Consider the following 14,547-nt stretch of genomic DNA (forward strand, 5'->3'; position numbering starts at 1 on the left):
GCTTCAAGCACGGGTTGTACGGCATCTGAGCAGCTACTACCTTCCGATCGACAAATGCGCGCCCCCATTCGTCTGATCGGGACCGGTAGATGAACGAGCGTTACGACCCGTACGCCGACGACTCGTACTACGAGTCGGGCTACGAGGACCAGACCGGTCGCTACGGCCGGCCGGGCTACGGCGACCCCCGCTCCGCCGGGCCGCGCGGGCCCGGCTCGATGCCCGCCGACCGCGGCGGCTCCGGGCCGCACTTCTACGACCCGAACGCGATGCCCCGCGGCCGCGAGGCCCTGCCGGACATCGACGACGAGGCGGACTACGACGACGAGCCGTCGAACTGGCGCCGGCGCTCCGCGATGATCGCGATCGGCGGCGGCGCGGCCGCGCTGATCGGCGGCGGCGCGTACGCGGTGACGCAGTTCTTCGGCAACGGCGCGCACCCGGGCACCGACCCGGCCGCGGCCGACGCCCCGGTGGACAACACCGTCCCGGCGTACGTCGACCAGAACCAGAGCCTCATGAACGGCGAGGCGGGGCTGGGCATCCGCAAGAACACGCCCACGTCCGGCGCCTCGTTCGGCACCCCGGGCGACGCCGCCAAGGCCGCCGTGGTCAAGGCGAACACCGTGCTGCCGAAGAAGGACCCGGTCCGCCACCTGGCCAGCCGGCTCACGTTCGGGCCGAACGCGAAGGTCATCAGCGACATCAACAGGCTGGGCATCAACGGCTGGATCGACAAGCAGCTCAAGCCCGAGACGATCCCGCTGACCCGGGGCGAGCAGAAGGCCGACGCCGAGCTCGTCACCTACGCGATGTCGTACGACCAGCTCAAGGCCCAGCGCGACGACCTGGACAAGAAGGGCATCCACGCGGATGACCAGAACGTCCGGTACGCCATCGCCAAGCAGCTCTTCAGCGACCGCCAGCTCTTCGAGATGATGGTCGACTTCTTCCAGGACTTCCTGCACGTCGCGGCCTTCCACGACGGCAACGAGCTGACCCGCGCGTCCTTCGACCGCGACGTGATCCGCAAGTATGCGCTCGGCAACTACGTCGACATGTTCGTCGCCGCGAACAAGCACCCGGCGCTGCTGATCTACCTCGACCAGCAGCAGTCGACCAAGGACCAGGTCAACGAGAACCTGGCCCGCGAGAACCTCGAGCTGTACACCGTCGGGGCGTTCAACGGCTACAACGAGACCGACGTGCGCCAGGCCGCCATGCTGCAGACCGGGCGCTCGGTCCGGGACAACCAGTACGTGTACCGGCCCGAGCAGCACTACGTCGGCCCCGTGAAGATCATGGGCTTCACGCACCCGAACGGCGACGCCAAGGCGGGCGAGGCGGTGCAGGAGGCGTACTTCCGGTACATCGCGCTGCACCCGAACACGGCGCAGTACATGGCGCAGAACCTCGCGACGCGATTCGTGTCCGACGTCCCGCCGAAGACCCTCGTCGACGCGATGGCCAAGACGTACCTCGACAAGAAGAGCAACATGTCGGCGGTACTGATGACCATGCTGTCGCGCACGGAGTTCTGGGAGTCCGTCGGGCAGAAGGTGCGCCGGCCGGGCGAGTACCTGACCGCCACCTACCGGGCCCTCGAGATCGGCGCGGACGCCCCGGCCGGCTTCACCTCGAACAACACGAACATGAGCCCGATGGTCCAGGGCCTCGGCGACATCATGCGCAAGCTCGAGGAGTTCGGCCACGCGCCGATGGAGCTGCCCACGCCGAACGGGTACGCCGACGTGTACGTCGCCTGGACCTCGGCCGGCACCATGGTCAACCAGTGGAACGACGCGTACACCGCGATCACCGGCGGCCGGCGCCAGTTCACGTGGACCAAGCCCGAGGCGCTCATCGCCAACCCGCCGGGCACCGCGGGCGCATACCTCGACGCGCTCACCAAGAAGCTCATCAACGTGACGCTCGACAACGACCGCAAGACCGCGATCCTGCACATCGTGAGCCCGACGATGACCGCCTCCACCCCGGTGGACGCCACGTTCAACGGCGGCATCGCGGCGGTCGTGCGCGCGATCTTCGCCACTCCCCACCACCACCTCCGGTAGGCGGCACACCATGGAGAAGCCAGTGCGGAAGAAGTTGCTCCACCCGGAGGTCCCGGACCTGCTGCGGCTCGGTCCCAACCGCTTCGAGGCCGCCCTGCGGGCCGAGGCCGAGGTGGTGAAGGAAGAGCAGAAGAGCACGCGCGACCGGTACCTCGAGCTGTCCCGCCAGGAGGACGAGCAGGAGGACGGCCGGGGCGTCACCCGCCGCCGGTTCTTCGTCGGCGCCGCGGCCACCACCACGGCCCTGGCGACGAGCCAGTTCCTCACCACGCAGGCCTCGTTCGCGGCCACGCCGACGGGCACGCTCATCCACGTGTTCCTCTACGGCGGGGCCGACGCGCTCTCGCTCTTCGCGCCGATGAACGACGCCACCCTGAACCGGGTCCGGCCGAGCTTCACGCTGCCGGAGAGCACTTCGATCGCGCTCGACCGCGGGTTCGGGCTCAACGAGTCGTTCGCGCCGCTGAAGAAATACCTCGACGCCGGCCAGCTCGCGTTCATCCCCGGCGTCAGTGACCGCCGGCTCGACCGCAGCCACTTCGCGGCCACGGACACCTGCCAGCTCGGCGGGCTCCCGGCCGAGACGGGCGGCATGGGCTGGCTGACGAACCTGGCCGACAAGCTCGGCCCCGGTACCGCATTCCGCGCCGTCGGCATCGGCTCGACGCTGCCCCGCTCGCTCGTCGGCGGCGGTGGCGCCCTGGCCCTCAACAGCGTGGCGTCGCTGAACGTCAACGGCGACGGCAAGTTCCGGCAGCCGACCGTCGACGCGATCAAGACGCTCTTCACGGGCGTCGACCACCCGATCGCGACCCCGGTCAAGGCCGGCATCGACGCGCTCACGCTCGCGAGCAAGCTGGCGCAGGAGGGCTACACGCCGGCGAACAACGCGAAGTACACCGGCGTCGGCAACGCCTTCAAGGAGCTCGCCCAGCTCATCAAGGGCGGCGCCAACGTGCGCATCGCCACGATCGGCATGGGCGGCTGGGACACCCACGAGAACCAGGGCACCCGGGGCGGCTACCTCGCCCAGCACTTCGGCGAGCTCGGGGCCGGCATGGCGGCGTTCTTCGACGACCTCGGCGCCGACCTCGCCGCCAACGTCACCGTGATGGTCTCCAGCGAGTTCGGCCGGCGCGTCGCCGAGAACGGCGGCGGCAGCGACCACGGCCACGGCGGCGGCGTGATCGTGCTGTCGGGCAAGAAGCTCGCGGGCAAGGTGCTGGGCGCCTGGAACGGCCTCGACACCCTCGTCAACGGCGACGTGCCCGAGATGAACAACATGTTCTCGGTGTTCGGCTCCGTCGCGCAGGGCCGCTTCGGGCTGACGGATGCGGAGATCGGCCAGATCTTCCCGCGGCAGACCTACACTCCAGTGAAGATCTACGCGTAGCTCCACCTACGCGTTCCAGGGGCGGCCCCGGTCCCGGGGGCCGCCCCTCTTTACGTCCGTCCCGGCTCTCCGGCCGATTCGGCGAGAGCCTCAGTGGCCTGCCGCTCCTGCTGGACCAGGGAGTCGATGTGGTCGGGCGGCAGTTCCAGCGCCTGGCGCACCCGGAACCGCCCATTGGCGAGCATCAAGACGCCGAAGTCGTTGTGCAGGTCGCTGCCCTGCAGGTCGGCGAGGTGCCCCAGCCGGCTGACGAGGCCGGCGGTGAACCAGCGGGCGGCCTGCTGCGGGTAGCCGTGGGTCTCGAGGGCCTCGCCGATCATGACGTACACGTCGAGGCTCTCCGGATGCAGGCGCCGGACCGTGGCGATCAACGCGAGGGCCTCGTCGTCGCGGCTCCGGTCGAGCAGGAACGAGGCGTATACGGCCTGGGTGCTGCCAGGCTCGGCGTCCTCGATGCCGAGCGCCTCGCGGAACACTTCCTCGGCCCGGTCGTGCTCGCCGAGCATGGCGTAGTGCTCGCCGGCATGGCAGAGGTTCTCGGCGCGTTCGGCGCAGCGGTGCCCGGCATGCACCGCGGTGAGAGCATCGGCGTGTGCGCGCCGCTCGGCGTCGGTCTGCGGCAGGAAATACTCATCGCCCGGCTGGTACTGCCCCCGCTTGCCACGTTTGCGTGCCATGACCGACCACCCTAGCGGCGCCGCCGCGGTGCGCGACGTGCGTGGTGTGCGTCGGAGGCGGTAGTCCAGCGGCGGCTGCGCGAAGGATGCGGCAGTCCGGCGGCGGCTGTGGGGTGGCCGTGGTGCGCGTCGGAGGCGGCGACCTTGGCGCGGGGCGGGGCGGGGCTGTGGTTCGCCGGCTGCTGTTTTCGGGCCGGGCGCGGGTGCGGCGCCGGCGTTGGCCTGATCGCCGAGCGCGTCGGCGTCGATGCGCTCGTGCCCGGTGCTTTTGGTGGGCGTCTTTGTGCGGGGGCGCCGGCCGCCGGACTCGAAAGCGTTTGTGCGTCCCGAATCCGGCGGCCGTGTCAGCGCGTAAGCGTCAGTCCTCGCTCTTGCCGGACTGCATGCCCGACGCGATGAGGTCCATGACCGTCGAGTCCTGCAGCGTGGTCACGTCGCCGAGGCTGCGGTTCTCGGCGACGTCGCGCAGCAGGCGGCGCATGATCTTGCCCGAGCGGGTCTTCGGCAGCTCCGCGACGAGCATGATCTGGCGGGGCTTCGCGATCGGGCCGAGGGTCTTCGCGACGTGGTTGCGCAGCTCCTGGATCAGGGCCTCGCCCGCCTCGCCCTCGGTCTCGACGCCGCCGCGCGGGATGGTGAACGCGACGATCGCCTGGCCCGTGGTCGGGTCGGTCGCGCCCACGACTGCCGCCTCGGCCACCTTCGGGTGGCTGACCAGCGCCGACTCGACCTCGGTGGTGGAGATGTTGTGGCCCGAGACGAGCATGACGTCGTCGACCCGGCCCAGCAGCCACAGGTCGCCGTCGCTGTCCTTCTTGGCGCCGTCGCCGGCGAAGTACATGCCGTCGAAGCGCGACCAGTAGGTCTCCTTGAACCGCTCGTCGTCGCCCCAGATCGTGCGGAGCATCGAGGGCCACGGCTCGCGGAGCACGAGGTAACCGCCGCCGCCGTTGGGCACCGAGTTGGCCTGGTCGTCGACCACGTCGGCGGAGATGCCGGGCAGGGGCCGCATGGCCGATCCGGGCTTGGCCGCCGTCACGCCGGGCAGCGGCGAGATCATGATGGCGCCGGTCTCGGTCTGCCACCACGTGTCCACGATCGGGCAGCGCTCGCCGCCGATGTTCTCGCGATACCACATCCAGGCCTCGGGGTTGATCGGCTCCCCGACCGAGCCCAGCAGGCGCAGCGACGACAGGTCGAACTGCTTGGGGATGTCGTCGCCCCACTTCATGAAGGTGCGGATCGCGGTCGGCGCGGTGTAGAGGATCGTCACGCCGTATTTCTGCACGATCTCCCAGAACCGGCCGCGGTGCGGGGTGTCGGGCGTTCCCTCGTACATGACCTGGGTGGCGCCGTTGGACAGCGGCCCGTAGACGATGTAGCTGTGCCCGGTGACCCAGCCGATGTCGGCGGTGCACCAGTAGACGTCGCTGTCGGGCTTGAGGTCGAACACGGCGTGGTGCGTGAAGCTGGCCTGGGTGAGGTAGCCGCCCGACGTGTGCAGGATGCCCTTGGGCTTGGCCGTGGTGCCCGAGGTGTAGAGGATGAAGAGCGGGTGCTCGGCGTCGAACGGCTGCGCGGCGTGCTCGGGGGAGGCGGTCTCCACCGTCTCGTGCCACCACAGGTCGCGCTCGGCGTCCCACTCGACGTCCTGGCCGGTGCGCCGGACCACGACGACCTTCTCGACGCTCGGCGTGTTGACCACGGCCTCGTCGACGATGCTCTTGAGACCGCTGGGCTTGCCGCGGCGGAAGCCGCCGTCGGCGGTGATGACCAGCTTGGCGCTGGCGTCGTTGATGCGGCCGCTGAGCGAGTCGGCCGAGAAGCCGCCGAAGACGACCGAGTGCGTGGCGCCGATGCGCGCGCAGGCCAGCATCGCGACCGCGGCCTCGGGGATCATCGGCAGGTAGATCGCGACCCGGTCGCCGGCCACGACGCCGAGGTCGGTGAGCGCGTTGGCGGCCTGGCAGACCGAGCGGTGCAGGTCGGAGTAGGTGATCGTGCGGGTGTCGCCCGGCTCGCCCTCGAAGTGGATGGCGACCTTGTCGCCGCGGCCGGCCTCGATGTGGCGGTCGAGGCAGTTGTAGGCCACGTTGAGCTGCCCGCCCACGAACCACTTCGCGAACGGCGGGTTGGACCAGTCCAGCACCTGGTCCCACTCCTTGGCCCAGCTCAGCCGGTGCGCCTGCTGCTCCCAGAACGCGAGACGGTCCGCCCGGGCCTCGGCGTAGGCGCCTTCGGTGAGGTTGGCGGCGGCGGCGAACTCGGCAGGCGGCGGGAACTGCCGTGTCTCGTTGAGAAGGTTTTCCAAGGTCTCGCTCATCGCAGATGGCTCCTCGATGTGGTCCAGCTCTCGCACTGAGGCTAGTTGGGGGGTGTGACAGAAAAGAAGGCGCCTCTTCTCTAAACTTTGTTCACAGTAGCGGGACTGTACCGTCAACGGGTGCCGTCCGATCCCCTCGCCCCGCTGCTGGATCTCGCCGACGTCCGCCCCGCGCTCGATCAGGCTCGCGCGGCGGTCGATGCCGCCATGCGCCACCGGGCGCTGCGCCGCTCGGGCGGCCCCGTCGCGGCCGAGATCGCCCTGCGCACCTCCGTCGCCAGCGCCGCGCTCGACACCCACGGCTTCGATCTGGAGGGCGTGCGTGCGGGCGTGGTCACCGACCCCGTCGTGCAGGGCGCGCTGCGGGCCACGGCCGCGCTGGACGGGCTGTCGGGGACGTGGACGAAGGCGCCGCGGCAGGTGCTGGCCAAGCTGCACACGCTCGTCGCGCGGGACGTGGTGACCGCCGGTGAGCTGGGCCGGCCGGCCGACCCGAACGTCGTGCCGCGCCTGGACGCGCTGGCCGCGCTGGTCGCCGGGGGCACGAACGCGCCGGTGCTGTTGCAGGCGGCGGTGGTACACGGGGAACTGCTGGCGCTCAAGGCCTTCGCCGGGCCCAACGGGGTCGTCGCCCGAGCCGCGGCCCGGCTGACCCTGGTGGCGGGAGGGCTGGACCCGCGGGGACTGCTCGCGATGGATGTGGGGCACCGCAGCCGCGAACCCGAGTACGTCGGGTCGGCCAACGCGTTTGCCACCGGTACACCTGATGGCGTTCGATCGTGGCTGCGCCATTTCTCGGCGGCGACCGAGCGCGCCGCGCAGGAGTTGCTCGACGTGTGCGAGAAGGCCGCAGGGTAGGGGGTCCCCGCGGCCTTCCGGCACTCAGTTGCTGCTGCGGGCCCGGGCCGCCTTGACCACGTTGATGATCAGCACGATCGGCACGATGAACACGTACCAGATGATGTAGACCGACTCGGGGTTGCCGACCAGCAGGTACAGCCCGTAGCCGATGAAGGCCACGCCGATCGCGACGTTGAGCACGCGCTGACCGACCGAGTTGAGGCCGAAGCCGATCGCGCCGATGGCGATGCAGATGAGGCCGCTGACGCCGAGCAGGCCGATGTAGGCCAGCTCCTGGCCCGCGCTGATCTCACCAAGAGCAGCGTTCATGGGGGGTTACCTCCGGGGTGGAGTGGGGGTATGGCTGCGACAGCCTAGATCGCGTCCGCGATCTCGTGTGCCCCGTTTTCCCCGGACACAGTGGACGGCGCCTCGGTTTGGGAGGCGCCGCCACACACGTCCTACCGGGTTACCATGCGTGCACCTTGAGTTCGTTGGCAGCGGTCCTCGCGGATCCGCTGCAACGCGCCTACCGCGGCTGATCGCTCGTGGGTGCCCGGCGGCCGTGCACGAGGCCTTGACCTCGCACTTCCTTTTCTACGCCGCGTGCGGTCCGATCGGAACCCCCGTGCGCCAGAATGTGACTGGTGGGGCTCAGGAGGTCGGCGCCGCGGCCAGTTGGGCGGCCCGGGTCTTGCGATGCTTGTTGTACAGCGCCAGCGCGATCGCCACGACCGCGCCCAGCCCGATCGCGGCCGCCGCGACCGGCACGGCGGGCCGCTCGCGCAGGCGCCGGCTCAGCGGGATCGGGTGGCGGAAGTCGAGCATCGGCCAGCCGCGCTCGACCGCGATCCGGCGCAGCCCCCGGTCGGGGTTGACCGCGGTGGGGTGCCCGACCAGGCTCAGCAGCCCGGCGTCGGTGACCGAATCGGAGTAGGCGTAGCAGGACGCCAGGTCGTAGTCGCGCTCGGTGGCGAGCTCCTTGACCGCGACGACCTTGTTCGGGCCCGCCGCGTAGAAGTCGATCTCTCCCGTGTAGCAGCCGTCCTCGCCGACGTTCATGCGCGTCGCGATGATGTCGGTGATGCCGAGCTGCTCGCCGATCGGCCGGACCATCTCGTCCCCGGAGGTGGACACGAGCACCACGTCGCGGCCCGCGGCGCGGTGTTCCTCGATCAACAGCGCGGCCTCGGCGTAGATATACGGATTGATCAACTCATCGAGTGTTTCCCGCACGATCTGACGGACCTGCTCGGCGCGCCAGCCTTTGACCAGCGCCGCGAGATAGTCCCTGGTGCGAGCCATGGTCTGTTCGTCGGAGCCGCCGCCGACGCGGAAAATCAGTTGTGCGTAGGCGCCTTTGATGACATCGCGGCGGCTGATCAGCCCGTCGCGATAGAACGGTCGACCGAAGGCCAAGGCACTCGACTTGGCGATCACCGTTTTGTCCAGATCGAAAAACGCGGCGCTACGCCCCACGGCGGGCAAGTGTAGCGTCGCGAGGCCGTCCGCGGTGTCCGGACTTGGCCAAAGCCAGTCCAAGGGCCGACTGGATCACGCTGGGTCGCGTGCGGTCCCGCCTGAGTTACCGCCCAGTGAAATATTGATTGGTGTCCTGGGCGTGTTGCGGGCCGGTGCTACTCGACGTATGGCGGTCGACTCAGGCATGCTTATGTTTGCGACGAGGTTTCACGTCATCATGGCGGAGCCCCGTTATTGACCCTCGGCGGTTGCACCCCCCGTAACCGCTGAGCGGGTTCGGCTCGACCCCCCCGGAGCCGAACCCCCGGCGACCCCCGTCACCCCCCGGCGGGGGTCGTCCCCTTCTCAGGCGCTTTCGCGCTTCGTGCGGGTTGCCGGATTTCGGCCACATGGCCTTTTGGGCGGCGGCTGCGGACATTCGCGGCGGTTGGCCCGTATTGACGGCGAGTGCTTTGTTGCGCGTTCACGGTTTCGTGTTTTCGATTCGGCACCCGTACGAGACCGCGTCCATCCTGTCCGGATTTGTAGGCATTCCCATAGCAGATCGACAGCGCCGGACGGCGTTGTCCACAAGCGGCCGGTTATCCACAGGTTCGGCCCCGGCGTCGAGCGGGCGACGGCCCGAGGGGTCCAGGGTGAGCGTAGTCAGCCGTACCGCTCACGACCGTGGAGCCCTCCGTGCACCGACCACTGCTCGTCTCCGACGACCCCGTGCTGCTCGACCAGCTCGTCGACCTCGCCAACCGGCACGCGCTCGAGCTCGACGTGGCGCCCGGCCCCGACGTCGCCCGGCGCCGATATCGCTCCGCACCGCTCGTGCTCGTCGGCGACGAGGCCGCTCCCGCACTCGTGCGCGCCGGGCTGCCCGAGCGCGCGGGGGTGATGCTGCTGACCCGCAGCCGTGGGATGGAACGGGTCGTGGGTCTTGCCGAATACCTCGGCGCCGAGCGGATCGTGACGCTTCCGGACGGGGAGTCGTACCTCCTGCGCGAGCTCCGCCGCGTCGCCACCGCCGTCCGCGGGCGGGTGCTGGCGTGCATCGGCGGCCGGGGCGGCGCCGGCGCGACCGTCCTTGCCGCCGGGCTCGCGCTCACCGCCGGTCGCGCCGGACTGAGGACCCTGCTCGTGGACGCCGACCCGCTCGGCGGCGGCGCCGACCTCGCGCTCGGCTGGGAGAAGCTCAAGGGCCTGCGCTGGCCCGCACTCGACGACGCCGCCGACCCCGCCGACCTGCTCACCGCCCTGCCCAGCCGGGAGGGCGTGGCGCTGCTGTCCTGCGGCCGCGACCCGGACACCGCCGGCGGGCTCCCGCCCGCGGCCATGGCCAGCGCGCTCGACGCCGGCGGCCGCGGCCACGACCTCGTGGTGGCCGACCTGCCCCGGCGCCTCGACGACGCCGCGACCCTGGCGTTGCGGGCCGCCGACCTCGTGCTGCTCGTCGTGCCGGCCGAGATGCGGGCCTGCATGGCGGCCGCGCGCGTCGCCGCGACCCTTGCCCCGCACACCGACGCCGTCCAGGTCGTCGTGCGGGACCCGGGCCAGGTGCGGCCCCGCCAGATCGGCGACGTGCTGCGGCTGCCCGTCGCCGGTGCCCTGCACTCCGAGCGCGAGCTGCCCGGCCGCATCGAGCGCGGCGGTGGCCCGGCGCACGACCGCCGCGGCTCGCTCGTCGCGCTCTGCCGCCACATCCTCGGCGGCGTCGGCCTCGGCCCGGTCAGTCCCGAAGCGGGAGCGGCGGCGTGAAGACCGGCGTCAAGGGCGGCGTGAAGACCGGCTCGACCCCGCGCCTCGCGACGCCCCCGGCCCTGCCCGCCATCGCGGGGCGGCTCGCCGACGAGATGGCCGGCACCGGCCCGCTCGCGACCCTGCTGGCCGACCCGAGCGTGACGGACGTGCTCGTCAACGGCGGCGAGATCTGGGTCGACCGCGGCGAGGGCGGCCTGCGGCGCGTGGCCGGGTCGATGGGCGACGAGGCCTACGTGCGCAAGCTCGCCCAGCGCCTCGCCTCCAACGCCGGCCGGCGGCTGGACGACGCGAGCCCGTTCGTGGACGTGCGCCTGCCCGACGGGACCCGCATGCACGCGGTCCTGCCGCCGGTGGCGCTGCGCGGCCCGTACCTGTCGCTGCGTACCTTCCGCCGGCGCGCGTTCACCCTCGACGAGCTCGAGCGCTGCGGCACGCTCGACCCGGGCGCGGCGGGGCTGCTGCGGGCGGTGGTGGCGGCCCGGCTGCCGTATCTCGTGACCGGTGGCACCGGCACCGGCAAGACCACGGTGCTCGCCTCGCTGCTGTCGATCGTCCCGTTCGGCGAGCGCGTCGTGATCGTCGAGGACGCCGCGGAGCTGCGCCCGGCCCACCCGCACGTGGTAGCGCTGCAGGCCCGGGTCGCCAACGTCGAGGGCGCCGGCCAGGTGACCCTGCGCGACCTGGTGCGCCAGGCCCTGCGGATGCGCCCCGACCGCCTCATCGTCGGCGAGTGCCGCGGCGCGGAGATCATCGACCTGCTCGGCGCCCTGAACACCGGGCACGAGGGCGGCGCGGCCACGCTGCACGCCAACTCGCCCGCCGACGTGCCGGCCCGGCTGGAGGCGCTGGGGCTGCTCGGCGGCGTGCCGCGGGCGGCGCTGCACGCGATGGTCGTCTCCGCGCTGCGGATCGTCGTGCACCTGCACCGCACCGCCACGGGCCGTCGCGAGCTCACCGAGATCTGCGTGCTCTCGCGGCACCCGGACCGTCACACCGCGGTCGTGATCACCGCTTGGCGGCGCGGGTCCGGGCCGGGGCCGGGCGCTGCCGACCTCGCCGAGCTGCTGGCCGCTCGGGGTGTGGAGCCGCCGAAGACGGAGGGGCGCTGGAAGTACACACCCGAGGACGGCTGGTCGTGACCGCCATCGACCTGGCCCTGGTGGCCGGGGCTCTGCTGGTGCTGGGGTGGGCCGCCTACTGGCTGCGCGCCCGGGGGCCGGCCGCTCGCCTGGCGCGCGTGAGCCGGCAGGCGCGGCGCCGCCCCGGTGCGTTGCTCCGGCTGGAGCGGCTGCTGCTGCGGCGGCCGGCACGCGTGTGCTCGGCGGTGCCGCTGGTGGGCGCGGGCGGGGCCCTCGCGTTGGAGGGGCCGGTCGCGGCGGTGCTCACCGGGGCGTACTGCCTGATGGCCCTCCTCGCCGTGCGCCGCCACCTGCTGCGGCGCGACGGTGAGCGACTCGTGACGAGCCTGCTCGACGCGGTGGACGCGACGGCGGAGGGCCTGCGGGCGGGAGCCCTGGCCGACGGCTCGAACCTGAACGCTCTGCTCACGGACCCGGCTCCCTCGGCGGGCGCCCCGATCGCGGACTCCGGTGCGCCCGGTGGTCCGGTGCGCTCGGACCGGCCCGCGGTGGAGGTGGCCCGGGCTCGGCTCAGCGCCGCGTACCGGCTCAGCGAGAGCCTCGGCGTCCCGCTCGTCGAACTGCTCGAACGCGTCGAGGCCGACCTGCGCTCCGGGCAGGCTCTGCGGGCCGACATGGCCGCACAGCTGGCCGGGGCCCAGACCTCGACCGCGGTGCTGCTCCCGTTGCCGGTGCTCGGCCTCTGGGTGGGCGCGTCGGTCGGCGTCGACCCGGTCCGGCAGCTCCTGCACACGCGTCTGGGCGCCGCGTGCGCGGTGACCGCGGTCGGGCTGCAGTGGCTGGGCCTGCTGTGGACGAGCCGGATGGTCCGCGCGGCGACGGCGGAGGTCCGCTGATGGGGGTCTGGATCCGTTGGCGGCTTCCGCTCGGCTCGCGGGTGTCCGTGTCGTTCGGCTGCCGGCTCATGGGGCCGCGCGTGCCGGGCGGCGGTCCCGGGATCGGCGTCCTGGTCGGTGGCCGGGTGGAGGTGAGGTCGTGAGGGGCTGGATGCGCTGGCCGGTCGCGTTGGCGGCCGGAGCGGCGGTGGTGCCGGCCGTCGGCGGAGGCGCCGGGCTCGTCGGCGCGCTGGTCGCCGGGTCGGTCGTCGCCGCGGGGTGCTTCGTGATGCTCAGCCGCGCGGAGCCGGCTCATGTGCGGCGGGAACGGGCCACCGCCCGGTCCGATCTGCCCTTCGCGGCGGATCTGCTCGCGGCCGCGCTGCGGGCCGGTGCGCCGCCCGATCGCGCCGCGCTCGCGGTCGGGGAAGCGCTCGGCGGGCCGGTCGGCGAGCGGCTCGTCCGGGCCGGGCGGGCGCTACGGCTCGGGGCGTCACCCGGGAAGGCCTGGGGGCAGCTGGCCGATCTGCCGGGCGGGGAGCGGTTCGCTCGGGCCGCGACCCGGAGTGCGGAGCATGGGCTCGCGCTCACGCGGACGCTCGACCGGCAGGCCTCCGACCTGCGGGTGGCCCGGGCGGCGGCCGCGGGCGCCTCGGTGCGGCGCGCGGGGGTGTTCGCGGTCCTGCCGGTGGCGGTGTGCTTCGTGCCCGCGTTCGTGCTCGTCGGGATCGTGCCCCTCCTCGCCGCGTTCGTCCACGGCGTCTTCGGCGCGCTGTGAGTGTGCCGTTCCCGCCGCGCTGCGTGGGCTGCCCCGCCGCGCCTGCAGTGACACAACGAGAAGTCCCAACTTTTTCTGAAGGAGAGACATGCACGTGGCAAAAGATCGTTTCCTGGCCCGGCTTCGGCGGGACGACGGGGCGATCTCCATCGAATACGCGGCGTTGGTCATCGTCGGGATCATCATCGTCGGGGTGCTGCTCGGCATCGCCCACTCCGACGCGATGCGGGTCCACCTCACCGAGCTGATCATGAAGGACCCGGCGTGACGGCCCGGGGAAGGGCGGCCGTTCCGCCGTGGCGCGGGTTCTTCGCACCCGTCACGCCGGTCACGCTCCCGGTCGAGACCGTCCCGGAACCGAAGCCGTCGCCGGAGACGGGCAGGAGCGCGCGGCATCGGCGAAGACGTGCGGCGGCGGCCAGTCATCGGGGGCATCGCGAGCGCGGGTCCGCCGCGCTCGAGGTGGCGATGACGATCCCCGTCATCCTGCTGCTCCTGATGACCGGGGTCGTCTCGCTCACGGTGCTGACCAACAAGATCTCGGTGATCGACGGCGCGGGGATGGCGGCTCGGGCCGTGGCTCGGGGGGAGAACGTGCCGGATCTGGGCTTGGGGACCGAGGTCGTCGCCGTCGTGCATGACGGCGATGTCGTGCGGGTGACCGTAAGGCGGAAGGTGAACAGCCCGATCTTCGCCGGGTTCTTCGTCGAGCAGACGGCGGCGGCGATGGTCGAGCCGCGGGCCGCCGCCGGGCCGTGAACCGGGGTCCGGGCAGAGGTGCGCGGGAGCGCGGGTCGGCGTCGCTGATCTGTCTCGGGGTCGGGCTGGCGCTGGTGGCGCTGGCCTTCGGGATCTTGGCCGGGGGTGGAGTCGTCGTGGCTCGGCACCGGGCGCAGAACGCGGCCGACTTCGCGGCGCTGGCCGGGGCGTTGACGGCTGCCCGTGGGAAGGGGGCGGCCTGCGCGGCGGCCGAGCGGATTGCCGCGGGGAACGGAGGGCGGCTCGCGGAGTGTGAGGTCGGTGGGCCGATTGTCACGGTGACGGTGGAGGTACGCGTCCGGAGCGGGATCGTGGTCAGGGCCCGGGCGCGGGCCGGGCCGGTGGGTGATTTCCAAGAGCAGGGTGAGCAAAGCCCTGCTCAGGACGGGGACGGTCAAGGCCCTTGGGTGATTCCGTCGGGGCGGGGGCGCAGCGGCACGCGCGAGGGGCCGGCATGACGAGCCGGGAGGGTCGGGAGAGCGGAGTGCGGTTGAGCGAACGATGAAATTGGGCGAGGGGC

The 14,547-nt window shown here is 71.9% G+C and carries 14 protein-coding genes; 10 read left to right on the forward strand and 4 right to left on the reverse strand.

What is annotated here, in order from left to right:
* Positions 1-89 precede the first annotated feature (89 nt).
* Together ACQP2P_RS01090 and ACQP2P_RS01095 are read left to right on the forward strand one after the other, a co-directional pair.
* Positions 90-2,075: a DUF1800 domain-containing protein gene (locus ACQP2P_RS01090; RefSeq protein ID WP_433612353.1), complete on the forward strand. Its 1,986-nt coding sequence runs from the start codon at positions 90-92 to the stop codon at positions 2,073-2,075.
* 22 nt (positions 2,076-2,097) lie between these two features.
* Entirely contained in the window at positions 2,098-3,468 is a 1,371-nt protein-coding gene (locus ACQP2P_RS01095) for a DUF1501 domain-containing protein (RefSeq protein ID WP_433612355.1), read from the forward strand.
* A 50-nt stretch (positions 3,469-3,518) separates the two neighbouring features.
* Here the strand turns inward: ACQP2P_RS01095 and ACQP2P_RS01100 are convergent, their stop codons facing one another.
* Together ACQP2P_RS01100 and acs are read right to left on the reverse strand one after the other, a co-directional pair.
* Positions 3,519-4,145, reverse strand: coding sequence for a hypothetical protein (locus ACQP2P_RS01100; protein WP_433612357.1), 627 nt, complete (start codon positions 4,143-4,145; stop codon positions 3,519-3,521).
* 358 nt (positions 4,146-4,503) lie between these two features.
* The gene (gene acs / locus ACQP2P_RS01105; protein ID WP_433612359.1) at positions 4,504-6,468 is read right to left on the reverse strand and encodes an acetate--CoA ligase; all 1,965 of its coding nucleotides are present in this window, start codon (positions 6,466-6,468) and stop codon (positions 4,504-4,506) included.
* Positions 6,469-6,588: 120 nt separating this feature from the next.
* On the opposite strand from acs, the gene ACQP2P_RS01110 reads away from it, so the two are divergent.
* Entirely contained in the window at positions 6,589-7,326 is a 738-nt protein-coding gene (locus tag ACQP2P_RS01110; RefSeq protein ID WP_433612361.1) for an oxidoreductase, read from the forward strand.
* Positions 7,327-7,350: 24 nt separating this feature from the next.
* Here the strand turns inward: ACQP2P_RS01110 and ACQP2P_RS01115 are convergent, their stop codons facing one another.
* Complete coding sequence (locus ACQP2P_RS01115; protein WP_433612363.1) at positions 7,351-7,638, reverse strand: hypothetical protein; 288 nt, start codon at positions 7,636-7,638, stop codon at positions 7,351-7,353.
* Positions 7,639-7,962: 324 nt separating this feature from the next.
* Entirely contained in the window at positions 7,963-8,796 is an 834-nt protein-coding gene (locus ACQP2P_RS01120) for an HAD family hydrolase (protein ID WP_433618916.1), read from the reverse strand.
* Positions 8,797-9,468: 672 nt separating this feature from the next.
* On the opposite strand from ACQP2P_RS01120, the gene ssd reads away from it, so the two are divergent.
* From ssd to ACQP2P_RS01155, 7 genes are all read left to right on the forward strand, one after another.
* On the forward strand, positions 9,469-10,533 hold the full coding sequence (gene ssd / locus ACQP2P_RS01125) for a septum site-determining protein Ssd (protein WP_433612365.1): 1,065 nt from the start codon (positions 9,469-9,471) through the stop codon (positions 10,531-10,533).
* 20 nt (positions 10,534-10,553) lie between these two features.
* Positions 10,554-11,675 (forward strand): TadA family conjugal transfer-associated ATPase, encoded by a 1,122-nt coding sequence (locus ACQP2P_RS01130; protein ID WP_433618918.1) that lies wholly within the window; start codon positions 10,554-10,556, stop codon positions 11,673-11,675.
* Positions 11,672-12,511 (forward strand): type II secretion system F family protein, encoded by an 840-nt coding sequence (locus tag ACQP2P_RS01135; RefSeq protein WP_433612367.1) that lies wholly within the window; start codon positions 11,672-11,674, stop codon positions 12,509-12,511. The genes ACQP2P_RS01130 and ACQP2P_RS01135 overlap by 4 nt, the downstream gene beginning before the upstream one ends.
* A gap of 139 nt (positions 12,512-12,650) precedes the next feature.
* Positions 12,651-13,268: a type II secretion system F family protein gene (locus ACQP2P_RS01140; RefSeq protein WP_433612369.1), complete on the forward strand. Its 618-nt coding sequence runs from the start codon at positions 12,651-12,653 to the stop codon at positions 13,266-13,268.
* A gap of 94 nt (positions 13,269-13,362) precedes the next feature.
* Positions 13,363-13,536: a DUF4244 domain-containing protein gene (locus ACQP2P_RS01145; protein WP_433612371.1), complete on the forward strand. Its 174-nt coding sequence runs from the start codon at positions 13,363-13,365 to the stop codon at positions 13,534-13,536.
* Between the two features lie 200 nt (positions 13,537-13,736).
* Positions 13,737-14,027: a TadE family type IV pilus minor pilin gene (locus tag ACQP2P_RS01150; protein WP_433612373.1), complete on the forward strand. Its 291-nt coding sequence runs from the start codon at positions 13,737-13,739 to the stop codon at positions 14,025-14,027.
* Between the two features lie 74 nt (positions 14,028-14,101).
* Complete coding sequence (locus ACQP2P_RS01155; RefSeq protein WP_433612375.1) at positions 14,102-14,485, forward strand: Rv3654c family TadE-like protein; 384 nt, start codon at positions 14,102-14,104, stop codon at positions 14,483-14,485.
* The last annotated feature ends 62 nt before the right edge of the window (positions 14,486-14,547 follow it).

The sequence above is a fragment of the Dactylosporangium sp. CA-139114 genome (genome assembly GCF_050955725.1).
GTDB lineage: Bacteria > Actinomycetota > Actinomycetes > Mycobacteriales > Micromonosporaceae > Dactylosporangium.